The sequence below is a fragment of the Streptomyces sp. NPDC059897 genome (assembly GCF_042730865.1).
GTDB lineage: Bacteria > Actinomycetota > Actinomycetes > Streptomycetales > Streptomycetaceae > Streptomyces.
In genome coordinates this window covers 103,640-129,557 of record NZ_JBHWKQ010000009.1, presented here as the reverse complement: position 1 = coordinate 129,557, position 25,918 = coordinate 103,640, and the positions used below count along the sequence as shown (strand labels likewise).

The 25,918-nt window shown below is 69.2% G+C and carries 28 protein-coding genes and 1 riboswitch; of the genes, 14 read left to right on the top strand and 14 right to left on the bottom strand.

Annotated elements, in window-relative coordinates; genetic code table 11:
- Positions 1 to 79: 79 nt before the first annotated feature.
- The 3 genes from ACFV9W_RS13035 to ACFV9W_RS13025 form a co-directional block, all read right to left on the bottom strand.
- Positions 80 to 1,111 (bottom strand): alanine racemase, encoded by a 1,032-nt coding sequence (locus ACFV9W_RS13035; RefSeq protein ID WP_385759010.1) that lies wholly within the window; start codon positions 1,109 to 1,111, stop codon positions 80 to 82.
- A 58-nt stretch (positions 1,112 to 1,169) separates the two neighbouring features.
- Entirely contained in the window at positions 1,170 to 2,291 is a 1,122-nt protein-coding gene (femX, locus tag ACFV9W_RS13030; protein ID WP_385759007.1) for a peptidoglycan bridge formation glycyltransferase FemX, read from the bottom strand.
- A gap of 150 nt (positions 2,292 to 2,441) precedes the next feature.
- Complete coding sequence (locus ACFV9W_RS13025) at positions 2,442 to 2,762, bottom strand: hypothetical protein (RefSeq protein WP_385759004.1); 321 nt, start codon at positions 2,760 to 2,762, stop codon at positions 2,442 to 2,444.
- Between the two features lie 287 nt (positions 2,763 to 3,049).
- On the opposite strand from ACFV9W_RS13025, the gene rpsF reads away from it, so the two are divergent.
- The 4 genes from rpsF to rplI all read left to right on the top strand — a co-directional run bounded on the left by rpsF (position 3,050) and on the right by rplI (position 4,793).
- Positions 3,050 to 3,340, top strand: coding sequence for a 30S ribosomal protein S6 (rpsF, locus tag ACFV9W_RS13020; protein ID WP_164559357.1), 291 nt, complete (start codon positions 3,050 to 3,052; stop codon positions 3,338 to 3,340).
- A gap of 75 nt (positions 3,341 to 3,415) precedes the next feature.
- Entirely contained in the window at positions 3,416 to 4,027 is a 612-nt protein-coding gene (locus ACFV9W_RS13015) for a single-stranded DNA-binding protein (protein ID WP_266712018.1), read from the top strand.
- Between the two features lie 64 nt (positions 4,028 to 4,091).
- Positions 4,092 to 4,328, top strand: a complete 237-nt coding sequence (rpsR, locus tag ACFV9W_RS13010; protein WP_003949403.1) for a 30S ribosomal protein S18 — start codon at positions 4,092 to 4,094, stop codon at positions 4,326 to 4,328.
- Positions 4,329 to 4,346: 18 nt separating this feature from the next.
- A complete protein-coding gene (gene rplI / locus ACFV9W_RS13005) occupies positions 4,347 to 4,793 on the top strand; it encodes a 50S ribosomal protein L9 (protein ID WP_385758999.1) in 447 nt (148 codons plus the stop codon).
- A 160-nt stretch (positions 4,794 to 4,953) separates the two neighbouring features.
- Here the strand turns inward: rplI and ACFV9W_RS13000 are convergent, their stop codons facing one another.
- Entirely contained in the window at positions 4,954 to 6,291 is a 1,338-nt protein-coding gene (locus ACFV9W_RS13000; RefSeq protein ID WP_385758996.1) for an MATE family efflux transporter, read from the bottom strand.
- 458 nt (positions 6,292 to 6,749) lie between these two features.
- Here ACFV9W_RS13000 and dnaB point away from each other — a divergent pair, with 458 nt between their 5' ends.
- Positions 6,750 to 8,228, top strand: coding sequence for a replicative DNA helicase (gene dnaB / locus ACFV9W_RS12995; RefSeq protein WP_385758994.1), 1,479 nt, complete (start codon positions 6,750 to 6,752; stop codon positions 8,226 to 8,228).
- Between the two features lie 80 nt (positions 8,229 to 8,308).
- The gene (locus ACFV9W_RS12990) at positions 8,309 to 9,691 is read left to right on the top strand and encodes a serine hydrolase domain-containing protein (protein WP_385758991.1); all 1,383 of its coding nucleotides are present in this window, start codon (positions 8,309 to 8,311) and stop codon (positions 9,689 to 9,691) included.
- A gap of 96 nt (positions 9,692 to 9,787) precedes the next feature.
- Here the strand turns inward: ACFV9W_RS12990 and ACFV9W_RS12985 are convergent, their stop codons facing one another.
- Together ACFV9W_RS12985 and ACFV9W_RS12980 are read right to left on the bottom strand one after the other, a co-directional pair.
- A complete protein-coding gene (locus ACFV9W_RS12985; protein ID WP_385758988.1) occupies positions 9,788 to 10,240 on the bottom strand; it encodes a GNAT family N-acetyltransferase in 453 nt (150 codons plus the stop codon).
- Between the two features lie 43 nt (positions 10,241 to 10,283).
- Positions 10,284 to 10,742 (bottom strand): MarR family winged helix-turn-helix transcriptional regulator, encoded by a 459-nt coding sequence (locus ACFV9W_RS12980; protein WP_385758985.1) that lies wholly within the window; start codon positions 10,740 to 10,742, stop codon positions 10,284 to 10,286.
- A gap of 146 nt (positions 10,743 to 10,888) precedes the next feature.
- On the opposite strand from ACFV9W_RS12980, the gene ACFV9W_RS12975 reads away from it, so the two are divergent.
- Both ACFV9W_RS12975 and ACFV9W_RS12970 read left to right on the top strand, forming a co-directional pair.
- The gene (locus ACFV9W_RS12975) at positions 10,889 to 12,094 is read left to right on the top strand and encodes an MFS transporter (RefSeq protein ID WP_385758983.1); all 1,206 of its coding nucleotides are present in this window, start codon (positions 10,889 to 10,891) and stop codon (positions 12,092 to 12,094) included.
- Positions 12,095 to 12,165: 71 nt separating this feature from the next.
- Positions 12,166 to 12,585: a heme-binding protein gene (locus tag ACFV9W_RS12970; protein WP_385758982.1), complete on the top strand. Its 420-nt coding sequence runs from the start codon at positions 12,166 to 12,168 to the stop codon at positions 12,583 to 12,585.
- 68 nt (positions 12,586 to 12,653) lie between these two features.
- Here ACFV9W_RS12970 and ACFV9W_RS12965 read toward each other — a convergent pair whose 3' ends face one another.
- Positions 12,654 to 13,538, bottom strand: a complete 885-nt coding sequence (locus tag ACFV9W_RS12965; RefSeq protein ID WP_385758978.1) for a GNAT family N-acetyltransferase — start codon at positions 13,536 to 13,538, stop codon at positions 12,654 to 12,656.
- Between the two features lie 576 nt (positions 13,539 to 14,114).
- Here ACFV9W_RS12965 and ACFV9W_RS12960 point away from each other — a divergent pair.
- Entirely contained in the window at positions 14,115 to 15,488 is a 1,374-nt protein-coding gene (locus tag ACFV9W_RS12960; RefSeq protein WP_385758975.1) for a globin domain-containing protein, read from the top strand.
- A gap of 45 nt (positions 15,489 to 15,533) precedes the next feature.
- Here ACFV9W_RS12960 and ACFV9W_RS12955 read toward each other — a convergent pair whose 3' ends face one another.
- The 5 genes from ACFV9W_RS12955 to ACFV9W_RS12935 all read right to left on the bottom strand — a co-directional run bounded on the left by ACFV9W_RS12955 (position 15,534) and on the right by ACFV9W_RS12935 (position 19,225).
- Positions 15,534 to 16,016, bottom strand: a complete 483-nt coding sequence (locus ACFV9W_RS12955; RefSeq protein WP_385758972.1) for an NUDIX domain-containing protein — start codon at positions 16,014 to 16,016, stop codon at positions 15,534 to 15,536.
- Between the two features lie 59 nt (positions 16,017 to 16,075).
- Positions 16,076 to 16,981 carry a LysR family transcriptional regulator gene (locus ACFV9W_RS12950; protein WP_385758969.1) on the bottom strand — a complete coding sequence of 302 codons (906 nt, stop codon included), beginning with the start codon at positions 16,979 to 16,981 and terminating at the stop codon, positions 16,076 to 16,078.
- 214 nt (positions 16,982 to 17,195) lie between these two features.
- Entirely contained in the window at positions 17,196 to 18,341 is a 1,146-nt protein-coding gene (locus ACFV9W_RS12945; RefSeq protein WP_385758967.1) for a cystathionine gamma-lyase, read from the bottom strand.
- Positions 18,338 to 18,832 carry a low molecular weight protein-tyrosine-phosphatase gene (locus ACFV9W_RS12940; protein ID WP_385758965.1) on the bottom strand — a complete coding sequence of 165 codons (495 nt, stop codon included), beginning with the start codon at positions 18,830 to 18,832 and terminating at the stop codon, positions 18,338 to 18,340. The genes ACFV9W_RS12945 and ACFV9W_RS12940 overlap by 4 nt, the downstream gene beginning before the upstream one ends.
- Positions 18,833 to 18,844: 12 nt before the next feature.
- Positions 18,845 to 19,225, bottom strand: coding sequence for a phage holin family protein (locus tag ACFV9W_RS12935; protein ID WP_385758962.1), 381 nt, complete (start codon positions 19,223 to 19,225; stop codon positions 18,845 to 18,847).
- A 48-nt stretch (positions 19,226 to 19,273) separates the two neighbouring features.
- On the opposite strand from ACFV9W_RS12935, the gene ACFV9W_RS12930 reads away from it, so the two are divergent.
- From ACFV9W_RS12930 to ACFV9W_RS12915, 4 genes are all read left to right on the top strand, one after another.
- A complete protein-coding gene (locus ACFV9W_RS12930; protein ID WP_385758959.1) occupies positions 19,274 to 19,591 on the top strand; it encodes a cupin domain-containing protein in 318 nt (105 codons plus the stop codon).
- A gap of 137 nt (positions 19,592 to 19,728) precedes the next feature.
- A complete protein-coding gene (locus ACFV9W_RS12925; RefSeq protein ID WP_385758956.1) occupies positions 19,729 to 19,947 on the top strand; it encodes a DUF5326 family protein in 219 nt (72 codons plus the stop codon).
- 236 nt (positions 19,948 to 20,183) lie between these two features.
- Complete coding sequence (locus ACFV9W_RS12920; protein ID WP_385759285.1) at positions 20,184 to 20,909, top strand: IclR family transcriptional regulator; 726 nt, start codon at positions 20,184 to 20,186, stop codon at positions 20,907 to 20,909.
- Between the two features lie 100 nt (positions 20,910 to 21,009).
- The gene (locus tag ACFV9W_RS12915) at positions 21,010 to 21,474 is read left to right on the top strand and encodes an SsgA family sporulation/cell division regulator (protein ID WP_385758954.1); all 465 of its coding nucleotides are present in this window, start codon (positions 21,010 to 21,012) and stop codon (positions 21,472 to 21,474) included.
- 109 nt (positions 21,475 to 21,583) lie between these two features.
- Here ACFV9W_RS12915 and ACFV9W_RS12910 read toward each other — a convergent pair whose 3' ends face one another.
- The gene (locus ACFV9W_RS12910) at positions 21,584 to 22,921 is read right to left on the bottom strand and encodes a YibE/F family protein (protein WP_385758952.1); all 1,338 of its coding nucleotides are present in this window, start codon (positions 22,919 to 22,921) and stop codon (positions 21,584 to 21,586) included.
- 71 nt (positions 22,922 to 22,992) lie between these two features.
- Positions 22,993 to 23,164, top strand: a riboswitch (TPP riboswitch).
- Here ACFV9W_RS12910 and thiC point away from each other — a divergent pair.
- Complete coding sequence (gene thiC, locus ACFV9W_RS12905) at positions 23,157 to 24,941, top strand: phosphomethylpyrimidine synthase ThiC (RefSeq protein WP_385758949.1); 1,785 nt, start codon at positions 23,157 to 23,159, stop codon at positions 24,939 to 24,941. It overlaps the preceding riboswitch by 8 nt.
- A gap of 77 nt (positions 24,942 to 25,018) precedes the next feature.
- On the opposite strand, the gene ACFV9W_RS12900 is transcribed toward thiC, so the two are convergent.
- Positions 25,019 to 25,843 carry a hypothetical protein gene (locus ACFV9W_RS12900; RefSeq protein WP_385758946.1) on the bottom strand — a complete coding sequence of 275 codons (825 nt, stop codon included), beginning with the start codon at positions 25,841 to 25,843 and terminating at the stop codon, positions 25,019 to 25,021.
- Positions 25,844 to 25,918 lie beyond the last annotated feature (75 nt).

Genomic DNA, 25,918 nt, shown 5'->3' with positions numbered 1-25,918 from the left:
AAGGCAGCGAAAAGCGGGTCGGGCCCCTCATGGGCCCGACCCGCTTTCGTATGTCCTGCGGAGCCGCGAAGCGACTGGCTCAGCGATCCACGATCCGGTCGAACTGCGTGGTGGTGTGCCGGAGATGCGCCACCAGCTCCTCGCCGACCTGCGGCTCGGGGGCGTCGGACGGCACGAACAGGATCGACACCTGCATGTGCGGCGGCTCGGCGAACCAGCGCTGCTTGCCCGCCCAGACGAACGGCGCCAGGTTCCTGTTCACCGTCGCCAGGCCGGCCCGTGCGACGCCCTTGGCGCGCGGCATGACGCCGTGCACGGCCTTCGGGGCCTCCAGGCCCACACCGTGCGACGTACCGCCCGCCACGACCACCAGCCAGCCGTCGGAGGGCGCCTTCTGCTGGCGGTAGCCGAACCGGTCGCCCTTGGCCACGCGCGTGACGTCCAGGACGGCGCCGCGGTACTCGGTCGCCTCGTGGTCGCCCAGCCACAGCCGCGTACCGATGCGCGCACGGAAACGGGTCTGCGGGAACTGCTGCTGCAGACGCGCCAGTTCATCGGCCTTCAGGTGGCTGACGAACATGGTGTGCAGCGGAAGCCGTGCCGCGCGCAGCCGGTCCATCCAGCCGATGACCTCCTCGACGGCGTCCGTGCCGTCGGTGCGGTCGAGCGGCAGGTGGATCGCGAAGCCCTCGAGGCGTACGTCCTGTATGGCGTGCGCGAGCTGCGGCAGGTCCTGCTCGGTGACGCCGTGCCGCTTCATCGAGGACATGACCTCGATGACGACGCGGGCGCCGACGAGGCCGTGCACCCCGTCCACGGAGGAGACCGAGCGGATGACGCGGTCGGGCAGCGGCACCGGCTCCTCGCCGCGCCGGAACGGCGTCAGGACCAGCAGGTCGCCGCTGAACCAGTCCTTGATCCGGGCTGCCTCGTACGTGGTCCCGACGGCGAGGACGTCGGTGCCGAAGCGGGTCGCCTCCTCCGCGAGCCGCTCATGGCCGAAGCCATAACCGTTGCCCTTGCAGACGGGGACGAGACCCGGGAACTGCTCGAGCACCTGCTTGTGGTGTGCCCGCCAGCGCGCGGTGTCGACGTAGAGCGTGAGCGCCATGGCCGGTCCCGGAACCTTTCCGTGGGGAGTACGTAGCTACGTGAATTGTGCCGGGTGCTCAGCGCCGCGACATGTAGATGTCGAGCGCCTTGTGCAGCAGCTTGTTGAGCGGGAAGTCCCACTCGCCCAGGTATTCGGCGGCCTGGCCGCCGGTGCCGACCTTGAACTGGATCAGGCCGAAGAGGTGATCGGTCTCGTCCAGCGAGTCGGAGATGCCGCGCAGGTCGTAGACGGTGGCGCCGAGCGCGTAGGCGTCGCGCAGCATCCGCCACTGCATGGCGTTGGACGGGCGGACCTCGCGGCCGATGTTGTCGGAGGCGCCGTAGGAGTACCAGACGTGCCCGCCGACGACGAGCATCGTGGCCGCCGCGAGGTTCACGCCGTTGTGCCGCGCGAAGTAGAGCCGCATCCGGTTGGGGTCCTCGGTGTTGAGGGCCGTCCACATGCGCTGGAAGTACGACAGCGGGCGCGGCCGGAAGTGGTCGCGCACGGCCGTGATCTCGTACAGGCGCTGCCACTCGGCGAGGTCCTGGTAGCCGCCCTGGACGACCTCGACGCCGGCCTTCTCGGCCTTCTTGATGTTGCGCCGCCACAGCTGGTTGAACTGCTTGTGGACCTCTTCCAGGGAGCGGTTCGCGAGCGGCACCTGGAAGACATAGCGCGGCTGTACGTCGCCGAAGCCCGCGCCGCCGTCCTCGCCCTGCTGCCAGCCCATGCGGCGGAGCTTGTCGGCGACTTCAAAGGCGCGCGGCTCGATGTGGTCCGCCTCGATGTCGCGCAGGCGCTTCACATCGGCGTCCTGGATGCCCTTCTTGATGGAGGGCGCGTCCCAGCGGCGAATGATGACCGGCGGGCCCATCTTCACGGAGAAGGCGCCCTGCTGCTTCAGATGCGCGAGCATCGGGCGCAGCCACTCTTCGAGGTTCGGGGCGTACCAATTGATGACCGGGCCCTCGGGCAGGTAGGCGAGGTAGCGCTTGATCTTGGGGAGCTGGCGGTACAGCACCAGACCCGCACCGACCATTTCGCCGGTGCGCTCGTCGAACCAGCCCAGGTGCTCGGAGTTCCACTCCGCCTTCACGTCTGCCCATGCGGGGACCTGCATGTGGCTGGCCGACGGCAGGCTCTGGATGTACGCCAGATGCTGCTCGCGGCTGATGGTCCTCAGGGTCAGGCTCATTCGGGGCGCTCCTCGGGCTGGTGTGTCCCCATGGGTACAGGGGCTCCGGCTCTCGCGCCGAAGCCTACTGCGCCCTGTGAGCGCCCCGACCGGCCGTATGGGAGGTCGGTGGTGAAGGCGGCCCCGCGGGGGCCTTCGAGGCGGCCCGCCTCAGCCGATGACCCCGCCGAAGAGTCCTCCGTGGGCCATGCCGATGAAGAAGCCGATGGCGGAGGCCCCCAGGCCCAGGATCAGCCCGAATCGTTCCCGGGTCGTCTCGGACACGAACTGGCCGTAGGCCCCGGTCAGGATGCCGACGAGCCCGGCCCAGGAGCTGAGCAGATGGAGCCCGGTCCAGAGCGAGGAGATGATCGCGATCGCTCCCAGCACCACGGTCACCCCGAGCAGGGTGTCCGGCAGCGGGTGGGGCTTGCCGTCCGTGGCGAAAAGGGAGGAGGAAGTGGTGCTGTGGGGACGCATTACTTGTGCCATGGGGCACCTCCTGCGGAAGCGGCGCATCGTAGCGCCGTACACACCCGATGTGTACAGATTGCGGCCCTGGGCTGCCGGATTTCAACCGGAAGCAGAGGTGCGGGTAGTCTGTACGGTCTGCACCGGTGTCTGTTCACGCCCCCGACCAGGGGCTCACTCCACTGACCAGCGCGGATCCGCTCGGCGGGACCCGATTGTCAGTGGTGGCCGATACCGTTGCTCACGCATAACAACCCTCCTGCCACGGAACGACCGTGGCCGCTGAGTCCAAAGGAGGTGGGTTCCACATGCGTCACTACGAGGTGATGGTCATCCTCGACCCCGATCTGGAGGAGCGCGCTGTCGCCCCCCTGATCGAGAACTTCATGTCTGTTGTCCGTGAGGGCAACGGCAAGGTGGAGAAGGTCGACACCTGGGGCCGTCGTCGGCTCTCGTACGAGATCAAGAAGAAGCCCGAGGGCATCTACTCGGTCATCGACCTGCAGGCCGAGCCTGCGGTCGTCAAGGAGCTCGACCGCCAGATGAACCTGAACGAGTCGGTCCTCCGGACCAAGGTCCTCCGTCCCGAGACCCACTGAACTTCCTAGTTCAGCGGCACTCGGGATTCGAGTAGCAGCAAGCAGCCAGCAGCAAACCCGCCGAGAGGTTCCCCCATGGCAGGCGAGACCGTTATCACCGTCGTCGGAAACCTGACCGACGACCCCGAGCTGCGCTTCACCCCGTCCGGCGCGGCCGTCGCGAACTTCACGATCGCGTCGACGCCCCGGACGTTCGACCGTCAGACCAATGAGTGGAAGGACGGCGATGCGCTGTTCCTCCGCGCGTCGATCTGGCGTCAGGCCGCGGAGAACGTCGCCGAGTCGCTGACGCGCGGTATGCGCGTCGTCGCTCAGGGGCGTCTGCGGCAGCGTTCGTACGAGACCCAGCAGGGCGAGAAGCGGACGGTCGTGGAGCTCGAGGTCGACGAGATCGGCCCCTCGCTGCGCTACGCCACCGCCAAGGTCACCAAGACCCCCGGACGTGGTGGTCAGGGTGGCGGCGGCGGCTTCGGCGGCGGCCAGCAGGGCGGCGGCGGTGGCGGCTGGGGCGGCGGCCCCGGCGGCCAGCAGGGCGGTCAGGGAGGTGGCCAGGGCGGAGCCCCGGCCAACGACCCCTGGGCGACCGGCGCGCCGGCCGGTGGCGGCCAGCAGGGCGGCGGCGGTGGCGGCTGGGGCGGAAGCTCCGGCGGCTCCGGCGGCGGCTACTCGGACGAGCCCCCCTTCTAGGGATCACTCCCCTTTCGGGGCTGGGCTCGCACCCCACACTTCTTGATCACACAGGAGAAACACCATGGCGAAGCCGCCTGTGCGCAAGCCTAAGAAGAAGGTCTGCGCTTTCTGCAAGGACAAGGTCACGTACGTGGACTACAAGGACACGAACATGCTGCGGAAGTTCATTTCCGACCGCGGCAAGATCCGTGCCCGCCGCGTGACCGGCAACTGCACGCAGCACCAGCGTGACGTCGCCACGGCCGTGAAGAACAGCCGTGAGATGGCGCTGCTGCCCTACACGTCCACCGCGCGATAAGGAAAGGGTGACCGAAACATGAAGATCATCCTGACCCACGAGGTCTCTGGCCTCGGCACCGCCGGCGAGGTCGTCGACGTCAAGGACGGGTACGCCCGTAACTACCTGATCCCGCGGAAGTTCGCGATCCGCTGGACCAAGGGTGGCGAGCAGGACGTGGCGCAGATCCGCCGCGCCCGCAAGATCCACGAGATCGCCACCATCGAGCAGGCCAACGAGATCAAGGCCAAGCTCGAGGGCACCGCGGTCCGTCTGGCCGTCCGCTCCGGCGACGCCGGTCGTCTCTTCGGTTCCGTCACCCCGGCCGACATCGCTTCGGCGATCGAGGCTGCCGGTGGCCCGAAGGTCGACAAGCGCCGCGTCGAGCTGGGCTCGCCGATCAAGTCGCTCGGTGGCCACGAGGCCTCCGTGCGTCTGCACCCCGAGGTTGCCGCCAAGGTCAACATCGAGGTCGTCTCTGCCTGAGCTCTGCTCTGAGCAGTGCTGAAGCACGTGTGGGGCCGCACCCTTCGGGGTGCGGCCCCACACGCTTGCCGTCGTCGTTTCACGTGAAACGACGAACCCGCGCAGGTGCCGGTTTCACGTGAAACGAGGCGCTACGGACGAGGCGCTACGGGTCTACGGGTCAGCGCGTCGCGCCCGTCACGGCCCAGCGTCCCGAGCGGTAGCGGATCCAGAGCGTGACCATGCGCACCGTCATCATCAGCGCCATCGCGCCCCAGACCGCGGTGAGGCTGCCGCCGAGGACGGGGACCAGCAGTGCCACAGGCGTGAAGACGGCGAGCGTGACCAGCATGGCCCAGGCCAGATACGGTCCGTCGCCGGCGCCCATGAGGACACCGTCCAGGACGTAGACGATCCCGCAAACGGGCTGGGACAGGGCCACGACGATGAGAGCGGGCAGGGCGACGTCCTGGACGAGCTGATCGCTCGTGAACAGCGGGACGAACAGCGGCCTGGTAGCGACGATCAGTACTCCGAGGACGACTCCCGCGGCGATCCCCCACTCCACCATCCGACGGCAGACGGCACGCGCGCCCGCAGCGTCGTCCGCGCCGAGGTAACGGCCGATGATCGCCTGACCGGCGATGGCGATGGCGTCGAGGGCGAAGGCGGTCAGGCTCCACAGGGACAGGATGATCTGGTGCGCGGCCACATCGGCATCGCCGAGCCGTGCCGCCACGGCCGTCGCGATCATCAGGATCGCCCGGAGCGAGATCGTACGGACGAGAAGCGGCGCGCCCGCCTGGGCGCAGGCCCTGATGCCGGCCGCGTCCGGACGCAGGGAAGCGCCATGGCGGCGGGCGCCGCGGACCACGACGACGAGATAGACGACCGCCATGCCGACCTGCGCGATGACGGTGCCCCAGGCGGAACCGGCGATGCCCAGGCCGGCGCCGTAGACAAGCCCGGCGTTCAGGCCGGCGTTGGCGATGAAGCCGGCGACCGCCACGTAGAGCGGGGTCTTGGTGTTCTGCAGTCCACGCAGCACACCGGTGGCGGCGAGGACGATGAGCATCGGGGGGATGCCGAGCGAGGAAATGCGCAGGTACGTGATCGCGTAGGGCGTCGCGGTGTCGGAGGCGCCGAAGAGTTCGACCAGCGCCGGGGCCGTGGGCAGGGTGACCGCCACGACGACGACCCCGAGGAACAGGGCGAGCCAGATGCCGTCCATGCCCTGCTGGATGGCGGACTTCAGATCGCCGGAGCCGACGCGGCGGGCCACCGCCGCGGTGGTCGCGTAGGCGAGGAAGACGAAGATGCTGACCGCGGTCTGCAGCAGGGCCGCGGCGACGGCGAGGCCGGCCAGTTGCGAGGTGCCGAGATGGCCGACGATGGCGCTGTCGGCCATGAGGAAAAGCGGCTCAGCGACGAGTGCGCCGAAGGCCGGAACGGCGAGGGCGATGATCTCTCGGTCGTGCCGGCGTCGGGCGGCCTTGGGTGTCGCGGGAGCCTGTGTCATGGCACCAATCTAATCTTCCACAGGTAAGAGATGCAACGCGAGAGTGACCCTTACTTGTGGAGGTCTTCCGCGTGTCGCGCGGCGGGGTTGGCGGAGATCTTGGGCCGACTGGGGAAGTTTTTCTTCTGCACAGCCAGTGGATGGGAAAACTGCAGGTCAGACGGTGTGTATGGAATAGCCTGAGGGCTTGTTCACAGCCCTGTCCACCGTGTCGTGCACAGGTTTTGCCGAGTTCTCCACAGCGAGGGGCCCGTCATCCACACCGCCTGTGGATAACCAGATTGGCTGACGGTGCCCACCGGCCTACCGTGGTGCGGCGCCCACCGTGTCCCGCGAGCTCGGAAACCTCACAAAACCGACGCGTCCGAAGCGGAGTTGGGCCTCTTATTTGTCAGTGTCGTGCCGTAGGAATGAGGGGTACGGCGAGGTCCGCTCGGCGGACGGGAGGAGGCGGCCCGGTGAGTATCTCCGAGCCTTTGGACGACCCCTGGGCCGATGACGGTCCCAGCGATCGCCTGCCCGCTTCCCGACCGTTCCGCGGCGGTGGCCGAGGCCAGGGTGACCAGCACGAGCGCGGGAGCGAGGGCGGCGGCTGGGACGAGGGACCTGCCACGTTCGAGCGCGTTCCGCCGCAGGACCTTGATGCCGAGCAGTCCGTGCTCGGCGGCATGCTCCTGTCGAAGGACGCCATCGCCGATGTCGTGGAGGTCATCAAGGGCGCCGACTTCTACAAGCCGGCCCACGAAACGATCTTTCAGGCGATCCTCGACGTCTACGCCAAGGGCGAGCCCGCCGACCCGATCACCATCGCCGCGGAACTGACCAAGCGCGGCGAGATCAACAAGGTCGGTGGCGCATCGTATCTGCACACCCTCGTGCAGACGGTCCCGACGGCGGCGAACGCCGAGTACTACGCGGAGATCGTCCACGAGCGCGCCGTACTCCGCCGCCTCGTCGAGGCCGGCACGCGGATCACGCAGATGGGATACGCGGGCGACGACGACGTCGACGAGATCGTCAACAAGGCGCAGGCCGAGGTCTACGCGGTCACCGAGCAGCGCACCAGCGAGGACTACCTCCCGCTCGGCGACATCATGGAGGGCGCGCTCGACGAGATCGAGGCGATCGGTTCGCGCAGCGGAGAGATGACCGGTGTGCCGACCGGCTTCACCGACTTCGACTCGCTCACCAACGGTCTGCACCCGGGCCAGATGATCGTCATCGCGGCCCGTCCCGCCATGGGTAAGTCCACGCTCGCGCTGGACTTCGCGCGCGCCGCGTCGATCAAGAACAACCTGCCCAGCGTCATCTTCTCCCTCGAAATGGGGCGCAACGAGATCGCGATGCGTCTGCTGTCGGCCGAGGCGCGTGTGGCCCTGCACCACATGCGCTCCGGCACGATGACGGACGAGGACTGGACGCGGCTCGCGCGCCGGATGCCCGAGGTCTCGGCCGCGCCGCTGTACATCGACGACTCGCCGAACCTGTCGATGATGGAGATCCGCGCGAAGTGCCGCCGGCTCAAGCAGCGCAACGACATCAAGCTCGTGATCATCGACTATCTGCAGCTGATGCAGGCCGGTGGCTCGAAGCGTTCCGAGAGCCGTCAGCAGGAGGTCTCGGACATGTCCCGAAACCTGAAGCTGCTGGCCAAGGAGCTGGAGCTGCCGGTGATCGCGCTCTCCCAGCTGAACCGTGGCCCCGAGCAGCGCACGGACAAGAAGCCGCAGGTGTCCGACCTGCGTGAGTCCGGTTCCATCGAGCAGGACGCCGACATGGTCATCCTTCTGCACCGTGAGGACGCGTACGAGAAGGAGTCGCCGCGCGCGGGCGAGGCGGACATCATCGTCGGCAAGCACCGTAACGGCCCGACGGCCACGATCACCGTCGCCTTCCAGGGCCACTACTCGCGCTTCGTGGACATGGCCCAGACCTGACCGGAGGCGGCCGCCGCGTGAAGATCAGCCTCGGGTGAAAACCGCTCGACGCCGGTCGGTGGCCGGGGTGGACTGGGCTCATGACGACATCCCCGGAAGAGTTGTTGCCCACCACGCGTCGCGCCCTCCTGCACCGCATCGCCGTTGCCCAGAGCGAGGGGCGGGCGCCGTCGCTCGTGGCCGCGGTGGCGCGGGACGGTGAGCTGGTGTGGACCGGGTCGCGTACCTCGGTGGACGGCCACGGGCCGGACGAGCATGTGCAGTACCGGATCGGTTCGATCACCAAGACGTTCACGGCCGTGCTGGTGCTGCGGCTGCGTGACGAAGGGCTGCTCGATCTGGCGGACCCGCTGGAGAAGCACCTGCCCGACAGCGGTGTCGGTGCTGTCACCATCGCCGAACTGCTCGCCCACACCGGTGGGTTGGCGGCCGAGACGCCGGGGGAATGGTGGGAGCGGAGCCCCGCGAGCCTGCGTCCGACCCTCGCGGACGTCCTCGGCGAACAGCCCTTCCGGCACCCCGTCGGCCGTCGCCACCACTACTCCAACCCCGGCTATACGCTCCTGGGTGCCCTGGTCGAGGCGGTGCGCGGGGTGTCCTGGGAGAAGGCGCTGCGCGACGAGATCCTCGAACCGCTGGGGCTGAGCCGCACCAGCGTGCAGCCACAGCAACCGCATGCCGGGGGCTGGGCCGTGCACCCGTACGCGGATGTGCTGCTTCCGGAGCCGAGCGAGGATCTGGGCCTGATGGCTCCCGCCGGTCAACTGTGGTCCACGACAAGGGACTTGGCCGTCTTCGCGTCCTTCCTCGCCGCTGGGGACGACCGGGTACTGAGTGCGGACTCGGTCCGGGAGATGCGGACCCCCGCCGCGCCGACACTGCCGGGCAGCTGGGAGGCGTCGTACGGGCTCGGTGTGCAGGTGGTGAGGGGCGGCGGCCTCACCTTGGCCGGACACACCGGCTCGCTGCCGGGATTCGTGGCGGGGCTGTGGCTGTGCGAGGAGGAGGGGCTTGTCGCGGTCGCCCTCGCCAACTGCACTTCAGGGGTTCCTGTGGCGACGCTGGCCGCCGAGCTGCTGGCGACCGTCGCGGAAGCCGAACCGAGGCTGCCCGAGCCGTGGCGGCCGCTTCCCGAAGTGAACGCATCCGAACTGGAGCTGGTGGGGCCCTGGTACTGGGGGACGCAGGCCGTGGTCCTGCGCCTGGCGGCCGACGGCGGGGTGGAGCTGGGGCCGGCGGCCGAGGGCGGACGACGCTCCAGGTTCCGGGCGAACGGCGACGGCACCTGGACCGGGCTCGACGGCTACTACGCGGGGGAGTTGCTCCGGGCCGTCCGGCGGGACGATGGGTCGGTGAGCCACCTCGACCTCGGCTCCTTCGTCTTCACGAGGGAGCCGTACCCGGCGGACGGGCCGGTTCCTGGCGGGGTGGACCCGGAGGGGTGGCGGGGCGTTCCGCGGTGATGCGCGGCGAGGCCGGTCGGCTGTTTCACGTGAAACAGCCGACCGATGGGCTTCCCGATCACCGATGAGCTTCCTGGGCACCGATGGGCTTCCCGGTCACAGCTGCAGCTTGAAGCCCAGGTGTGAGCCCACGAACCCGAGTCGCTCGTAGAAGCGGTGGGCGTCGGTGCGCGTGGCATCGGAGGTCAGCTGCACCAACTGGCAGCCCTGGCGCCGGGATTCTGCGACGGCCCACTCGATGAGCTGCGTACCGAGGCCGCTGCCACGCTCCTCGGCGTGGATGCGGACGGCCTCGATGATCGAGCGGGTGGAGCCCTTGCGGGAGAGCCCGGGAATGATGCTGAGCTGCAGCGTGCCGACGACGCTGCCCCCGCGCACGGCGACCACCAGGTGCTGATTCGCATCGGCCGTCAGTCGTGCGTGCGCGGCGAGGTACGGCGTGAGGTCCTCCGGTGACTCCCGCTGGGCGCCCAGCGGGTCGTCCGCCAGCATGGCGACGATCTCCGGAATGTCCTCGGCCGCGGCCGGCCTGATCTCAAGATCTCCCATGGGTCGCAGCCTATGTGGGCCTCCCGCCGCCTGTGTTCGGCGGTCAGACGGCGACGTGGAGCCCTTCGACCGCCTTGACCAGAGGGGCGAGCTCAGGGTTCTCGGCCGCGGCGTCGAGAGCTTCCCGCAGTGCCGCGGAGTTCGTGGGGCGGGCCTCTTCGAGGAGCTGGAAACCGGCGTCGGAGACGTTCGTGTAGATGCCCCGTCGGTCGGTCGGGCACAGGTAGCGCAGCAGCAGGCCGCGCTCCTCGAGCCGGGTGACCAGGCGCGTGGTCGCGCTCTGGCTCAGGACGACGGCATCGGCCACCTGCTTCATCTGCAGGTGCCCGCCCTCCCCGTCGTGCTGACGGCTGAGGACGTCGAGAAGCGAGTACTCGCGCACGCTCAGCCCGTGCCCGGTCTGCAGCGCGCGCTCGATGTGGGACTCGATCTTCCCGTGCAGCAGGGAGAGTGCGCACCAGCCCTGAGAGAGGGCGGTCAGTGCGGGATCTGTGGCGGTCATGGCTACGTGGTTCCTCCGTCTCGGAGCGGCTCGCTTCCAGGGTAGTCGATGCGTGGGGGTTGCCCGCGTTTGCAATTAACCAGCGTCTGCAATTATTGTTAGGTCTCGTAAAGCGCACCCGCAACAGTCTGGAAGGGACCCCTTCAATGCCTCTCGCGCTTCTCGCCCTCGCGATCGGGGCCTTCGGGATCGGGACCACGGAATTCGTGATCATGGGGTTGCTCCCAGAGGTCGCGGGTGACTTCGGCGTCTCCATCCCGACGGCCGGATACCTGGTTACCGGTTATGCACTCGGCGTCATGTTCGGTGCCCCGCTGATGACCGCCCTGGGCCAGCGCATCCCGCGCAAGCGGATGCTGATGCTGCTCCTCGGCTTCTTCATCGTCGGCAACCTGCTCTCCGCCGTCGCACCCGTCTTCGCCGTCATGCTGACCGGCCGTGTGGTCGCCTCGCTCGCCCATGGCGCGTTCTTCGGCATCGGCTCGGTCGTCGCGGCCGAGCTGGTGGCACCGCAGAAGAAGGCCGGAGCGATCGCCATGATGTTCACGGGCCTGACGGTCGCCAACGTCGTCGGTGTCCCCCTCGGCACGTTCATCGGCCAGACCGCCGGCTGGCGTGTCACCTTCACGGTCGTCGCCGCGCTCGGCGTCATCGGCCTCGTCGGTATCGCCAAGCTCGTACCCGACCTGCCCAAGCCGGAGGGCGTACGGCTCCGTGACGAGGTGGCCGCCTTCAAGAACGTGCAGGTCGTGCTCGCCATGGCGATGACCGTGCTCGGCTTCGGCGGCGTCTTCGCGGCCATCACCTACATCGCGCCGATGATGACGCACGTCGCCGGCTTCGCGGACGGCTCCGTCACCTGGCTCATGGTCCTCTTCGGCCTGGGCATGGTGGCCGGCAACCTCATCGGTGGAAAGTTCGCCGACCGTGCCCTGATGCCCATGCTGTACGTGTCGCTGGGGGCGCTTGCCCTCGTGCTCGCCCTGTTCACGGTCACCGCGCACAACCAGGTGCTGTCCGCGATCTCCATCGTGCTGATCGGCGCGTTCGGCTTCGCGACCGTGCCTCCGCTGCAAAAGCGCGTCCTCGACCAGGCGTCCGGCGCCCCGACGCTCGCCTCGGCCGTCAACATCGGTGCCTTCAACCTCGGCAACGCCCTCTCCGCCTGGCTCGGCGGCATGGTGATCGCCGCGGGCCTCGGCTACACCTCTCCGAACTGGGTCGGCGCCGTGCTCGCGGCGGCCGCTCTCGTCCTGGCCGTGCTGTCCGCGGCCCTCGAGCGCCGCTCGTCCGCTCCGAGCCTGATCGTCGCGGCCGCCGAGCAGCCGCGCACCGAGCCGGCCCACCACTGAACCCAATCCCCGGCCGACGGGGCCGACGACGCCCCCGCCCCACCGCATCACCCCGCAAGGAGCACCACCTCATGAGCACCACCGCAGTCACCCCGCTCAGCACGCAGGACGCCGAGACCCTGGTCTCCGCCGCCCGACTCGCGGCCGAGGCGGCCGGAGTCACCGTCAGCGTCACCGTCCTCGACGCGGGCGGGCACCTCCTGGCCTTCCGCCGCGACGACCGGGCCGTCCTCATCTCCGGCGAGACCAGCACGCGCAAGGCGTACACCGCGCTCCAGCTGAACGCCCCCACCGCCGACCTCGTCGACCTGGTCAAGCCCGAGGGGCCCTTCCACACGCTGCCCACCGCGCTGGACAGGCCGCTGCTGTTCATCGCCGGCGGCCTCCCGGTCCACCGCGACGGCCGACTCATCGGCGCCATCGGTGTCGGTGGCGGCGCCCCCGAGCAGGACCACGGCTTCGCCACCGCGGCCGTGGAGGCCCTCGCGTAACAGCGGAACGCTTCCCGAATCCGCCCCAAGTTGCCGCAGACAAGCGGCAACTTGGGGCGGAGCTGTGTTCAGCCCGCGGCCACGGTCAGCGGTGCGAAACGGCGCGTCCAGTCGCCCGGCAGATCCGAAGCCCCGTAGTTCATCACCGAGTTGAGGCCGACGGACTCGAGCCCGCGCCCCTTGAGCCACGCCAGCAGCTCCTCATGGCGTACGTCGATGTCGGTGCGCAGCGGCCGGTCCGTGCCCGCGGCGAGCGAGGCCACGAGGGCCTGCGCCGTCTCGGTGTCACGAGCGACGAGCGGGCCGACGACATGGGTGTCCTCGTTGGGCCAGGCGGCCGCGAAGCCGATGAGCCCGCCACCGGTGCCGCCCTCTCCACCCTCCACAGCCACCCGCAACTGGTCCGCGAAAGCCGGAAGTCGCGTGATCACATGCGTACGGTCCGGGCCGAAGACCTCCGCGTCCAGGCGGAGGATCGCCTGGAGGTCCTCCGCCGTGGCCGCGCGGGTGGTGACATCGGGCAGGGGCCCGCCCGCGGTGAAGCGGCCGCGCACCATCTCGGCTCGTCCCGTGACCTTGAAGCCCAACTCCTCGTAGAGCGGCCGTCCGTACGGCGTCGCATGGAGCGTGATCGGGGTCGTGCCCGCCCGCTCGACGACATGGCGCATCAGGCGCCTGCCCACGCCCTGCCGTGCGTGCCGTTCGGCGACCAGGACCATGCCGATCGCGGCGAGTTCGGGTCGCTCCCGGGGGCCGTACTCGGTCACCACGCAGGCGCTGACGAGACCCCCGTCGGGGTCGTCGATGCCATAGCCGGTACCGGCGGAGAGCAGGAGCCGCCACTTGTGTTCCTCGCGGGGCCAGCCCCGGTCCTCGGACAGGTCGGCGCACGCGAGGACGTCGCGTGGGGTGAGGCGACGGATGGGCAGGCCGGAGAGGGAAGGTGTCGACACGCAGGTCAGGCTGTCGGACTTCACCCCGTGGCGTCCACCGCTTTGTGGAGAGTGCCCCGGTGCTTTCGGCCACGCGGGAGTTTCACGTGAAACATGGCGCCGGGGCGGCTCGCCCGCGCCCGCCCGAGTCCGACGCGTGAATTGGCGCGCCGAGACCGCTAATTGAGGAATTTACGAAGTGGGCCGAGGTTCGCTTAATCCGCAGTTATGCCGGTAGGGGGTTGTCGACTTCGCGGCGGCCGGTATCGTCGGGTCCGGATCGTGCCGGGTGGCCGAAGAAGGCCGAGGGGAACCCCGTGGTGCGCGCAGGCCCACGCAGCCTAACGGGACGGAGAGATCGAAGACCTGCACTTTCCGCTTTGCGTTCTGGGCAATGACACCGGGTGGCATGCTGCGGTGAGGGGACTGCGGACAATGTCACACTCTTGCCTTACTTGTCAGTAGCCGTCCGGAATGCAGTGTTCAATGTGGACTGCATTGTTGCCGAGGCACGCGGGGGAAAGCCCACAGTTTCCGGGCGCGGAACAGCTCGGGAGTACGTTGACCGACCGAAATATGTTCGAGGCGAGGCACAGCATGGACGCTCCGACCACTACGCCGTCGGCCGGTTCCGGTTCTGACGGTTCGGACGGTGGGGGCGGTTGGTTCACGCCGCGCAAGGCACCGGCCCCGCAACCGCCGACCACCGGTTCAGGCCAGGACGCGAGGCAGGAGGAGCACCGAATACCGGAGCCGCGTCAGGCACCGTCCGAACAGCAGACGCAGCAGCCCGCTCCGCCGCGCGCCGCCGAGACGCCGGGCCCCATGGCCCCCGCGCGCCCCGCACCCGCGCAGGCCTCCCCCGACGCGATCCTCGTCCGCCGCACCATGGAAGAGGTCGGCCCCGTCGCGGACCGCGTCACCTCGTACTTCTACGCGCTGCTCTTCGTGCGCCACCCCGAACTGCGCCCGCTCTTCCCCGCGGCGATGGACACCCAGCGCGACCGGCTCCTCAAGGCGCTGCTGACCGCCGCCGAGCACATCGACAACAAGGACGTCCTCGTGGCGTACCTGAAGAACCTGGGCCGCGGTCACCGCAAGTACGGCACGCAGGCCGACCACTACCCGGCCGTCGGCGAGTGCCTGATCGCCGCGCTCACCCAGTACGCGACGACCACGTGGAACGCGGAGACCGAGGCCGCCTGGGTCCGCACGTACACGACGATCTCCCAGATCATGATCGACGCGGCGGCCGAGGACGAGCTGAAGGCACCGGCCTGGTGGATGGCCGAGGTCGTCTCGCACGACCTGCGCACCCCCGACGTCGCCGTGGTGACCGTGCGGCCCGATCAGCCGTACCCGTTCCTCGCCGGTCAGTACACGACGCTGGAGACGCCCTGGTGGCCGCGGATCTGGCGGCACTACTCGTTCGCGTCCGCGCCCCGCTCGGACGGGCTGCTCTCGTTCCACGTGAAGGCCGTCCCGGCGGGCTGGGTCTCCAACGCCCTGGTGCACCGGGCCCGCCCCGGCGACGTACTGCGCCTCGGCCCGCCCGCCGGCTCCATGACCGTCGACCACACCACCGACAGCGGGCTGCTCTGTCTGGGTGGCGGCACGGGCATCGCGCCCATCAAGGCGCTTGTCGAGGATGTGGCAGAGCACGGCCAGCAGCGTTCCGTCGAGGTGTTCTACGGCGCCCGCACCAACCACGACCTGTACGACATCGACACGATGCTGCGCCTCTCGCAGAGCCACTCGTGGCTCTCGGTGCGTCCCATCGTCGACCAGCAGGCCCATCTCCAGCTGCCGGACGCGGTACGGGAGTACGGCCCCTGGAACGAGTACGACGCGTATCTCTCCGGGCCCCCCGGGATGATCCGCAGCAGCATCGACACCCTGCGGCGCATCGGTATCCCCGGCAGCCGCATCCGGCACGACTCGGTCGAGGACCTGGTCGCGGCGGCGGACTGAGCCCCGCCGCCGAGCACCGCCGCCGCGGCCAGGTGACGCGCGGCGTCAGCCCAGATCGGGCGCGTGCATCGCCCGAACGCCCTCGATGTTGCCGTCCAGGTAGTGACGCAGCGAGAGCGGCACCAGATGGACCGAAGCGATACCTACGCGGGTGAACGGCACCCGCACGATCTCGTAGCCGCCGCACGGGTCCTCGATCTCGGGCCCGTGCCGCTGGTCGGTGTCCATCGACTCCAGCCGGCAGACGAAGAAGTGCTGGACCTTCACGCCGGTCGCGCCGCCGTCCTCGCCGATGTGCTCGACGGTGTCCACGAAGCAGGGCACCACGTCGACGATCTTGGCGCCGAGTTCCTCGTGCACCTCGCGGTGGAGGGCGTCCACGACGGTCGTGTCCTCAGGCTCGACCCCGCCACCGGGAGTCACCCAGTACGGATCGACGCCGGGCTTGGTCCGCTTGATCAGGATCAGGTTGTCGCCATCCAGCAGGACGGCGCGTGCGGTGCGCTTGACCACGGGTCGGACGGTCATGGGAGAAATGTGGCCCGGCTGGTTCCACGTGAAACATCGCGCATCGCTCGGAGCCCCGCTCACGACCAGTCGACGGCAGCGCGCAGAAGCCACTCGTGCGCCCGCGCGATGTGCGGCATGGCCAGTGTGCCGGTACGCACCACGAGGAAGTACGTGCGCAGCGGTGGTACGGGTGGGTCGAGCAGGGCGACGATCTCCCCGCGCTCCAGGTTCTCCTGGCAGAGATAGCGCGGCAGGACGGCGAGGCCGGCGCCCGCGATCACGCAGGCGAGCACCGCGCGCAGATCGGGCACGACGACCGTGCCGGAGACAGCGGGCCGGGAATCGAAGACCGCGGCCCAGTAGCGGCTGACCAGGGGCAACGACTCGTGCACCTCGACCACGGGGAACTTCTCCAGGGACGGCGCCGCGTCGCGGTACAGCATGCCGCGGCCGATCCGGGCGGCCAGGCGGGGTGCGGCGGCCAGCACGTGCTCCTCGTCGCAGAGCGGAGTCGCGGTGAGCAGGGCGCCGCGTGGACGGGCCGTCGCGATGGCCAGATCGTGATGTCCCGCGGCGAGCCCCTCCAGGGTTTCCTCGGCCGTGCCGAAGCTCGCCCGCAACGCGACGCTCTGTCCGTCGTCCCGGGTCAGGGCCGTCAGCGCGGGCAGGGCACGCTCCGCCGTGAACTCGGGAGGCCCCGCCAGGTGCAGGGTGCGCACGGCGGACTCCTCGTCGAGCCCGGCCTCGGCTATCTCCACGAGGGCGTCGAGGTGCGGGGCCGCCTTGTGGGCCAGCTCGTCGCCCATCGACGTGGCCGTCACACCGCGCGCCTGGCGCAGGAAGAGCGGGCGGCCCAGCTGCCGCTCCAGCGTGCGGATCTGGGACGTGACCGCCGGCTGGGACAGGCCGAGCAGAGCGGCAGCGCGCGTGAACGAACCGGCGCGGTGCACCGTCACAAAGGTGCGCAGCAACGCGAGATCCATCGCGGCACGCCTCCCTCCCCAACCCCCGGCCGCGCCCAACTATAAATAAGTCGATAGGTCTCTGTCGCTACCGTGATTGGACACTGACACAGAGTCAACTAGCCTTGTTCGCGCGGTTCTTCGCGCGTTGAGAGCCGGGACGGTCCGAGCCACGAGGGGGGAGGCTCGGACCGTCCGTTGTGCGTAGCGCGGTACTAGGGCCCTGCTGGCCACGTCACCGGGCGAGGGCCTCGTCCAGCGCCCGCAGCACGTCCGCCACCAGGTCCTCGGTGTTCTCGGCGCCTGCGGAGAAGCGGACGAAGCCCTCGGCGACGGCATCGCCACCCCAGCGCCCGCGCCGCTCGGCGGTGGACCGTACGCCGCCGAAACTCGTCGCGTCGTCGACCAGTGTCAGGGAGTCCAGGAACCGCTCGGCCCGTGCGCGCGAGGGCAGTTCGAAGGAGACCACGCAGCCGAACCGCCGCATCTGCCCCGCGGCGACGGCATGGGACGGATCGTCGGGCAGACCGGGGTGCCGCACCCCGGAGACGTCCGCGCGCCCCAGCAGGGCGTGCGCCACGGCCAGCGCGTTGGCGCTCTGCCGCTCGGCGCGCAGCTCGAGCGTGGCGAGGGACCGGTGCGCGAGCCAGGCCTCCATCGGCCCCGGAATCGCCCCGACGATCTTGCGCCAGCGCTTCACCGAGGCGATCGACTCGGCATCGGCGCACGCGACGTAGCCGAGCAGGAGGTCGCCGTGGCCCGTGAGCTGCTTGGTGGCGCTGGCCACCGAGAAGTCGGCGCCGAGCTCCAGCGGGCGCTGCCCGAGCGGCGTCGCGAGCGTGTTGTCCACGGCGACGAGCGCCCCGCGCGCATGGGCGGCATCGGCGAGGCGCCGGATGTCGCAGACGTCGAGGCCGGGGTTGGACGGCGTCTCCAGCCACAGCAGGCGCGCCCCGTCGAGCACGTCGAGCTGCGCGTCACCGCCGGTCGGCGCGGTGCGCACTTCGATCCCGTACGCCGTGAGCTGCTCGCGGACGAGCGGGAAGACCTGGTAGCCGTCGGCCGGCAGGACCACCGCGTCGCCCGCGCGCAGCTGCGAGAAGAGGACCGCGGAGATAGCGGCCATGCCGGAGGCGAAGGCCAGCGTCTGCGCGCCGGAGCGTCCGGGCGCCTCCAACTCGGTGATGGCGTGCTCGAGATGCGTCCACGTCGGGTTCTCGTCACGGCCGTACGCATAGGGCCCCGACACATCGCCGGGCAGATGGAAATGTGCGGCGAACACCGGACCCGGCAGGGTCGGTTCGTTCTTGACCGGTTCGGGAAGGCCGGCCCGGACCGCCCGCGTACTGTCTCCCGGCTCCTGTGCCGAAGGCTCCGTCATGCGACCCGGCCTCCCACCGCTTCGCGTACGGCTGCGAGGAGGCCCTCGGAGGCCGACTCGACCAGCTTCAGACACTCCTCGAAGCCGCCCGGATCGCCGTAGTACGGATCGGGGACGTCCAGGTCCGAGGGATCGGCCCCGGAGTCGTAGGAACGCAGCAGGCGGACCTTCTCGGCGTCCTCCGGCGTCGACGCCAGGCGGCGCAGGGTGCGCAGATGGCCGTGGTCGAGCGCGACGACCAGGTCGAGGCGCGCGAACCAGTCGCCGTGGAACCGACGGGCCGTGTGCTCGGCGGTGTAGCCGTTCTCGGTGAGGACGTGGACGGTGCGCGGGTCGGCGCCGTCGCCCTCGTGCCAGCCGTCGGTGCCCGCGCTGTCGATCTCGACGAGGCCGCCGAGCCCCGCCTCCTCGACGCGGGCGCGGAAGACGTGCTCGGCCATCGGCGAGCGGCAGATGTTGCCCGTGCAGACGAAACAGACGCGGTAGGTCATCCTCGGCCGCTCTCAGTCCTTGCCGTCGGGCAGCACGACGTTCAGCGCCCAGGAGACGACCGACACGATCAGGCCACCGAGAATCGCGGTCCAGAGGCCGTCGACGTGGAAGCTCAGGTCCACGGTGTCGGCCAGCCACGAGGTCAGCAGCAGCATCAGGGCGTTCACGATCAGCGTGATCAGGCCGAGCGTGAGGATGAACAGCGGGAAGGTCAGGAGTTTCACGATCGGCTTCACGATCACGTTGACCAGGCCGAAGATGAGGGCGACGAGGATCAGCGTGCCGACCTTTTTGCCGGTGCTGTCGCCGGTGAGAGTGATCTTGTCGAGCACCCAGACCGCGACGGCCAGGGCTCCCGCGTTGGCGATCGTCTTGACTAGGAAATTCTTCATGTGTCTGATCGTTGCAGACATGACTGGTGACAGGGGTGGGCGAGAAGGATGAAGGCGTTCCGGCTGGATGAGCTCGAGGCGGAGAGAGCCGCCAATGACGGGGCGTATCTGCAGTTTCTGCGGGAGCGAAACATGTCGGTCGGGCTGTACGCGCTCGACGCGGGCACGCAGGACCCGCAGCAGCCGCACAGTCAGGACGAGGTCTACCTCGTGGTGAGCGGCCGCGCTTCCATCACGGTCGGCATGGAGACGACCCAGGTCGGCCGGGGCAGCGTGGTGTACGTGCCGGCCGGTGTCGCGCACAAGTTCCACCACATCAGCGAGGACCTGCGCGTCCTCGTCGTCTTCTCGCCCCCGGAAGGCTGAGGCTCGGCCTCGGGGTTCCCTAGGGGTCGGGTCAGGGGAGGACAAGGGATCGGAAGGGCCCGCGCGGGCCTTTGACGTGCCAGCATCGAAGCAGAAGACCAGAAGAGTAAACGAGGGACAACGAAGGAGCGATGGCAGTGCGAGAGATATTCGCGGACATGCCGTGGTGGGTGAAGTGGGTCGCGGTGCCGGTCATCGCCATCGTCGTGTTCGGCGGTCTGATCGCCAGCGTCGTCGGCTTCGTGATCGGCCTGCTGTTCAAGGTGCTCGTGTTCGCCGCACTGGTGGGTGGACTCATCTACGTAGTGCGGAAGTTCATGGTCGGTTCGTCGTCGTCGCGGAGCCGCGACTGGTGAAGCCGGGCGCACCCGTGTGCGGATCCCGGTCGTTGCGTTGCGCGACCTTTCGCACGACCGGGGGAAGTTTCCTTGCGCGGCAGGCGCCAATCGGTGGCCAAGGGTTAGAGTCCGGAATTCGATGGCTTTAGCCCCCTGCGAGCCTCGAGTGCGCGGGGGTCCCCCACGCGCATCGGGAGTGAACCTTGGCCACGGTCGATACCGCACCCGCCGCCCCGCAGACACTCATCGGCTCCGTGCAGCGAGCCATGCGACTGCTCGAGGCGGTCGCTTCTCATGACGACGGGGCGCCGGCCAAGCAGCTCGCGCGGGAAGCCGGCCTCGCCCTTCCCACCGCGTACCACCTCCTGCGCACGCTGGCTCATGAGGGATATCTCCGCCGGGAGAACGGCGTCTTCGTTTTCGGTGACGCCGCCGAGCGTTTGAGCAGCAGCGGAGCGCAGCAGAATCGTCGCAGCATGATCACCGACGCGCTGCGGCACTGGCGCGACACCATCGGCGTCCCGGTCTATTTCGCGGTCTACCGCGAGGGCGAGATCGAGCTCGTCGCCGTCGCCGACACGCCCGGCAATCCGGCCGTCGAGGAGTGGGCCGACTTCCGGGAGACCGGCCACGCCCACGCCATCGGCCAGTGTCTGCTCTCCCAGCTCGACGAGGCGGCCCGCAAGGATCACCTCGACCGCTATCCCGCGCAGTCCATCACTCCGTACTCGGTGCGCGACGACCGCGCGCTGCTACGGAAGCTGAGCCGGGTGGGCCGCATGGAACCGGTCGTCGAGCGCCAGGAGTACGCGCTGGGCACCGCCTGCGCCGCGTTCCCCCTGACGATCGGGTCGACCGCGGCGACTTTGGCCATTTCTCTCCCTTCCCATCAGGCGGAGAAACTGCTGCCCACAGCCCGTCGGTTGCAGCACGAGATCGGCAGGCTGGTAGGAACACTCGCCTTCTCTATCAGCATTTGAAAACTCACTCCTTGTAATCCTGTGTGTACGTTGAGCAAGATGCCAGCAGTGTCAGGGAGATAATTCCTGGCCAATCGACGGCAAGTTGACGGGGTAGGCGATGCGCGAGTCGGTACAAGCAGTTCAAGCAGAGGTCATGATGAGCTTCCTCGTTTCCGAGGAGCTCTCGTTCCGCATTCCGGTGGAGCTCAGGTACGAGTCCACCGATCCGTATGCCGTGCGGCTGACCTTCCATCTTCCCGGAGACGCGCCTGTGACCTGGGCGTTCGGCCGGGAGCTCCTCGTCGACGGGGTCAACGGGGCCAGTGGTGAAGGAGACGTACAGGTCACACCGGTGGAGCGGGTGGGCGGCGCCGTCGGCGAGATGCCGGGCGAGGTGCACATCAGGCTCCAGGTCGGCGCGGACCAGGCCCTGTTCCGGGCCGGGGTCGCACCGCTCGTCGCGTTCCTCGACCGGACGGACAAGCTCGTCCCGCTCGGCCAGGAGGAAACGGGTGCGGACTTCGAGTCCGACCTCGACGAGGCCCTCGACCGGATCCTCGCCGAGGAGCAGAGCGCGGGCTGACTCCCCATCGGCTCGCACGACGGCAGACGGCGACACCAGATGGTTTGTACGACACCGGACCAGACGTAACGCTTCAGCAGCGCGGTGCACCCGAGCAGCTCCGCGCCTTTCAGCGTTTGCGCCGCCGGCCTCCGCCACCGCGTCCAGGAGCGGGAGCGGCCTTCGCGGGCCCCTGCTTCTCCGGGCGGTCGGCGGAGACCACGAGCGCGGCCAGTGCGGTGGTCACCGGCACCGAGGCGACGAGGCCGATCGAGCCGACCAGCGTCCGAACGATCTCCTCGGCCACCAGCTCGCTGTTGGCCACGTCGGCGACGCTGCTCTGCGCGATCGAGAAGAGCAGCAGCAGCGGCAGCGCGGCGCCCGCGTAGGCCAGGACGAGCGTGTTGACGACGGATGCGATGTGGTCGCGCCCGATGCGGATGGCCGCCCGGTACAGGGCGCGCCGGCCCAGCGTCGGGTTCGCCTCGTGCAGCTCCCACACGGCGGAGGTCTGGGTGACCGTCACATCGTCGAGCACGCCGAGCGAGCCGATGATGACCCCGGCGAGCAGCAGACCGCTCATGTCGATGTCCGGGTACAGGCCGTGGATCAGCCCCGTGTTGTCGTCGGTGTTGCCCGTCAGGGCCGCCCAGCCGATGAACAGCGAGCCCAATAGGCCGATCAGCAGCAGCGAGACGAGGGTGCCGAGCACGGCGACGGAGGTTCTGGCTGTCAGGCCGTGACACATGTAGAGCGCGATGAGCATGATCGCGCTGGCCCCGATCACCGCGACGACGAGAGGGTTCGACCCCTGCAGAATCGCGGGCAGGATGAAGAACGTCAGGACCAGGAAGCTGATCGCGAGCGCGATCAGTGCCATGACGCCGCGCATCCGGCCCACCACGACCACGGCGAGGGCGAAGATCCCGGCCAGCAGGGCCATCGGAAGCTTGCGGTTCACATCGGTGACCGAGTACTGCAGTTCCTTCGGCGCGTCCGGCGCGTAGGCGGCGATCACCTTCTGGCCCTCGTGCAACTGCCGCGGTGAGTCCGGCTGGACGACCTCGGTGAACGTACGGCCCTTGTCCTTGCCGCTGTCGATCCGGATCGTCGCGTTCTCACAGGTGCCACTGGTCTTCTGCTCGCCGGTGGTGCCCTGCTGCGCCGTGGGGTCCCCGGTGGGGCTCTGCCCCTGCGCGTGCACGGACGAGCAGTCGACCTTCTCGACCTGGGTGACCGTGGCCTGCTGCGTCTGCCGGTCGAAGCCGACCCCGCTGCGCTCGTGCGGCGGTGCGCCGCCCGGCCAGAGCACCGCGAGACCCACGACGACCGCGACCGCGAACGGGATCAGAACGGCCGCGATCACTTTGCGCAGGTGCCGCGAGACGGGCGCCGCCGGGCCATGGCTGTGGGAGTGCCCGTGCGGCGGGTGGGACGGCGGGGCTGGGGGCTGTTGGCTGGTGGTCACCGCCAGATCATCGCAAGAACGGAGGGGGCCCTCTGTTCAACGCGGCGTATGTCACGTTAGCGTGGAGGCGCTTTTGCCATCGCGGGAGCTCGGAGCACCGGGCTGAGAGGGCGCTGACCTTCGTCCCAGCGCGTTTCACGTGAAACAGCGTGGAACGGCGTGACCAGGGGACGAATACCGCTGCGTCGACCGCTGAACCTGTTACCGGGTAATGCCGGCGTAGGGAGTAGGTCTCATGACCACAACGGACGCACACACGCCTGCCTCCAGCTCGACCGAGGAGACCGGCCAGTCCATCGGCTGGCACAAGGGGTACATCAGGGGCTCGCGCCCCGACCTCCAGGTGCCGGTCCGTCAAGTGCACCTCACCAATGGGCAGTCGGTGACGCTGTACGACACCTCAGGTCCGTACACCGACCCGACCGTCGACACCGATGTCCGCCGCGGCCTCGCTCCGCTGCGGGAGAACTGGATCATCAGCCGCGGCGACACCGAGGAGTACGCGGGCCGCCCCGTCCGTCCCGAGGACGACGGCATCAAGCACACGTCGCCGCGCGGCGGCCTGCGCAACCTCGACGCGGTCTTCCCCGGCCGCCCGCGTCAGCCGCGCCGCGGCCGCGAGGGGCGGGCCGTGACCCAACTCGCGTACGCCCGCCGGGGGGAGATCACCCCCGAGATGGAGTACGTGGCCATCCGGGAGAACGTCGCGCCGGAGGTCGTGCGCGAGGAGATCGCGGCGGGCCGGGCCGTGCTGCCCGCCAACGTCAACCACCCGGAGATCGAGCCGATGATCATCGGCAAGCGATTCCTGGTGAAGGTCAACGCCAATATCGGCAACTCGGCCGTGACGAGCTCCATCGAGGAGGAGGTGGACAAGATGACCTGGGCGACCAAGTGGGGCGCCGACACGGTCATGGACCTCTCCACCGGCCGCAACATCCACACCACGCGCGAGTGGCTGCTGCGCAACTCCCCCGTGCCGATCGGCACCGTGCCGCTCTACCAGGCCCTCGAAAAGGTCGACGGCAAGGCCGAGGAACTGTCCTGGGAGATCTACCGGGACACCATCATCGAGCAGGCCGAGCAGGGCGTGGACTACATGACGGTCCACGCGGGCGTTCGCCTCCCGTTCGTCCCGCTGACCGCCGACCGCAAGACCGGCATCGTCTCGCGCGGCGGCTCGATCATGGCCGCCTGGTGCCTCGCGCACCACAAGGAGAGCTTCCTCTACGAGAACTTCGAGGAGCTCTGCGAGATCCTCGCGGCCTACGACGTCACGTACTCGCTCGGCGACGGCCTGCGCCCCGGATCGATCGCGGATGCCAACGACGAGGCGCAGTTCGCCGAGCTGAGGACACTCGGCGAGCTGAACTCCATCGCCAAGCGTCACAACGTGCAGACGATGATCGAGGGCCCGGGCCACGTCCCGATGCACAAGATCAAGGAGAACATCGACCTCCAGCAGGAGATCTGCGAGGAGGCGCCGTTCTACACGCTCGGCCCGCTGACCACCGACGTCGCCCCGGCGTACGACCACATCACGTCCGGGATCGGCGCCGCGATGATCGCCTGGTGGGGCACGGCGATGCTCTGCTACGTCACGCCCAAGGAGCACCTGGGCCTGCCCAACCGCGACGACGTGAAGACCGGGGTCATCACGTACAAGATCGCGGCGCATGCGGCGGACCTCGCCAAGGGGCACCCGGACGCCCAGGCATGGGACGACGCGCTCTCCGACGCCCGCTTCGAGTTCCGCTGGGAGGACCAGTTCAACCTGGCCCTCGACCCGGACACGGCACGCGAGTTCCATGACGAGACGCTGCCCGCGGAGCCCGCGAAGACGGCGCACTTCTGCTCGATGTGCGGGCCGAAGTTCTGCTCGATGAAGATCTCGCAGGACATCCGGCGCGAACACGGCACTGCTTTGTCGGAGGCCTCGGAGATCGAGGAGGGCATGGAGCAGAAGTCCAAGGAGTTTGCGCAGGCCGGCAATCGCGTGTATCTGCCGATCGCCGACTGACGGCATGCGTGCATGACGGTGGGGCCCCTCGTTCGCGAGGGGCCTCGTCGTCGAACGGCCCGGTGGCCGCCGGAGGGTCAGTCCGGCTGGTGGTCCGGGCCGCCGAAGTCCGGACTGGAGAAGTCCGGGCTCGAATAGCCGGCGCGCTGGCCCGTTGCCGTGCCGCCGCCGTCGGGGCTGCTGAACCCTGGCTTGTTGTAGCCGAGGTGCGGCATGCGCCCGCCGGAGCCGCCGCGGCCCCCCCGATGCGGGCCGCCGCCCGCCGAGGGATCCGCCAGGGCGTCCCGCAGGAACGGCAGGATGCCCCGGTCCAGGAGCGCGACACGCCAGGCTTCCCTGGCCTGCTTCATTTCCTCGCTGGCCTCGCCGTGCGTGCTCGCCTGGAGCGACGTCGAGCCATTGCGCAACGCCGCGAGCAGCAGGCAGACGGCCGCGACGAGAATGCTCGCCGCGGTGATCGCGCCGAAGACCCAGCCGAAGGTGCGCAGGGTCCTGGCGAAGGCCGGTACCGGGTTGAGCATGCTCAGGACGTAGCCGACGATCAGGAAGATCAGGGCTGCGGTCCCGGCAAGGACCGGGGCGAGCACGACGGCGACCGCGGCGACGCCCGGTCCCGTGCTCTCCCCGCTGGAGCTGCCTCCTTCGCGTAGCGGACGCAGGAGCCGCGGTGTGGAGCGCAGTTCCTCGCGGACCTTGACGTAGCGCTGGTACTCGTCGGCGGCCGCCGTGTTGATCAGCGCGGCGGCGCCGAGCGCCATCGTGCGCAGCTGTTCGGGGTTGAGCCGCTGGCCCACGGCGGCGAGTTCAGGCCGATTCGGTGCGGTACGCAGCGCGTCATCGAGGAGCCGCTCGAACTCGGGACGGTCCTCGTTCAGCAAATGCGGAGCGCTGTTCATGTGCATCCCCCGATGCTCCGTAGGGCTTGGTGGCCCGCATGGGTGCGAGCCGTCGGGCAGAAACGGAGGGGAGCCTGCTAC

Bases quoted from the DNA above. Each gene is read 5' to 3' on its own strand.
- ACFV9W_RS13035 (WP_385759010.1), bottom strand. From the start codon at position 1,111: ATGGCGCTCACGCTCTACGTCGACACCGCGCGCTGGCGGGCACACCAC.
- ACFV9W_RS12915 (WP_385758954.1), top strand. From the start codon at position 21,010: ATGCGCGAGTCGGTACAAGCAGTTCAAGCAGAGGTCATGATGAGCTTC.
- ACFV9W_RS12950 (WP_385758969.1), bottom strand. From the start codon at position 16,981: ATGGATCTCGCGTTGCTGCGCACCTTTGTGACGGTGCACCGCGCCGGT.
- ACFV9W_RS12955 (WP_385758972.1), bottom strand. From the start codon at position 16,016: ATGACCGTCCGACCCGTGGTCAAGCGCACCGCACGCGCCGTCCTGCTG.
- ACFV9W_RS13015 (WP_266712018.1), top strand. From the start codon at position 3,416: ATGGCAGGCGAGACCGTTATCACCGTCGTCGGAAACCTGACCGACGAC.
- ACFV9W_RS12960 (WP_385758975.1), top strand. From the start codon at position 14,115: ATGGACGCTCCGACCACTACGCCGTCGGCCGGTTCCGGTTCTGACGGT.
- ACFV9W_RS12930 (WP_385758959.1), top strand. From the start codon at position 19,274: ATGAAGGCGTTCCGGCTGGATGAGCTCGAGGCGGAGAGAGCCGCCAAT.
- ACFV9W_RS12970 (WP_385758982.1), top strand. From the start codon at position 12,166: ATGAGCACCACCGCAGTCACCCCGCTCAGCACGCAGGACGCCGAGACC.
- ACFV9W_RS12900 (WP_385758946.1), bottom strand. From the start codon at position 25,843: ATGCACATGAACAGCGCTCCGCATTTGCTGAACGAGGACCGTCCCGAG.
- ACFV9W_RS13000 (WP_385758996.1), bottom strand. From the start codon at position 6,291: ATGACACAGGCTCCCGCGACACCCAAGGCCGCCCGACGCCGGCACGAC.
- ACFV9W_RS12945 (WP_385758967.1), bottom strand. From the start codon at position 18,341: ATGACGGAGCCTTCGGCACAGGAGCCGGGAGACAGTACGCGGGCGGTC.
- ACFV9W_RS12940 (WP_385758965.1), bottom strand. From the start codon at position 18,832: ATGACCTACCGCGTCTGTTTCGTCTGCACGGGCAACATCTGCCGCTCG.
- ACFV9W_RS12985 (WP_385758988.1), bottom strand. From the start codon at position 10,240: ATGGGAGATCTTGAGATCAGGCCGGCCGCGGCCGAGGACATTCCGGAG.
- rplI (WP_385758999.1), top strand. From the start codon at position 4,347: ATGAAGATCATCCTGACCCACGAGGTCTCTGGCCTCGGCACCGCCGGC.
- femX (WP_385759007.1), bottom strand. From the start codon at position 2,291: ATGAGCCTGACCCTGAGGACCATCAGCCGCGAGCAGCATCTGGCGTAC.
- ACFV9W_RS13025 (WP_385759004.1), bottom strand. From the start codon at position 2,762: ATGGCACAAGTAATGCGTCCCCACAGCACCACTTCCTCCTCCCTTTTC.
- thiC (WP_385758949.1), top strand. From the start codon at position 23,157: ATGACCACAACGGACGCACACACGCCTGCCTCCAGCTCGACCGAGGAG.
- rpsR (WP_003949403.1), top strand. From the start codon at position 4,092: ATGGCGAAGCCGCCTGTGCGCAAGCCTAAGAAGAAGGTCTGCGCTTTC.
- ACFV9W_RS12990 (WP_385758991.1), top strand. From the start codon at position 8,309: ATGACGACATCCCCGGAAGAGTTGTTGCCCACCACGCGTCGCGCCCTC.
- ACFV9W_RS12935 (WP_385758962.1), bottom strand. From the start codon at position 19,225: ATGAAGAATTTCCTAGTCAAGACGATCGCCAACGCGGGAGCCCTGGCC.
- rpsF (WP_164559357.1), top strand. From the start codon at position 3,050: ATGCGTCACTACGAGGTGATGGTCATCCTCGACCCCGATCTGGAGGAG.
- ACFV9W_RS12975 (WP_385758983.1), top strand. From the start codon at position 10,889: ATGCCTCTCGCGCTTCTCGCCCTCGCGATCGGGGCCTTCGGGATCGGG.
- ACFV9W_RS12980 (WP_385758985.1), bottom strand. From the start codon at position 10,742: ATGACCGCCACAGATCCCGCACTGACCGCCCTCTCTCAGGGCTGGTGC.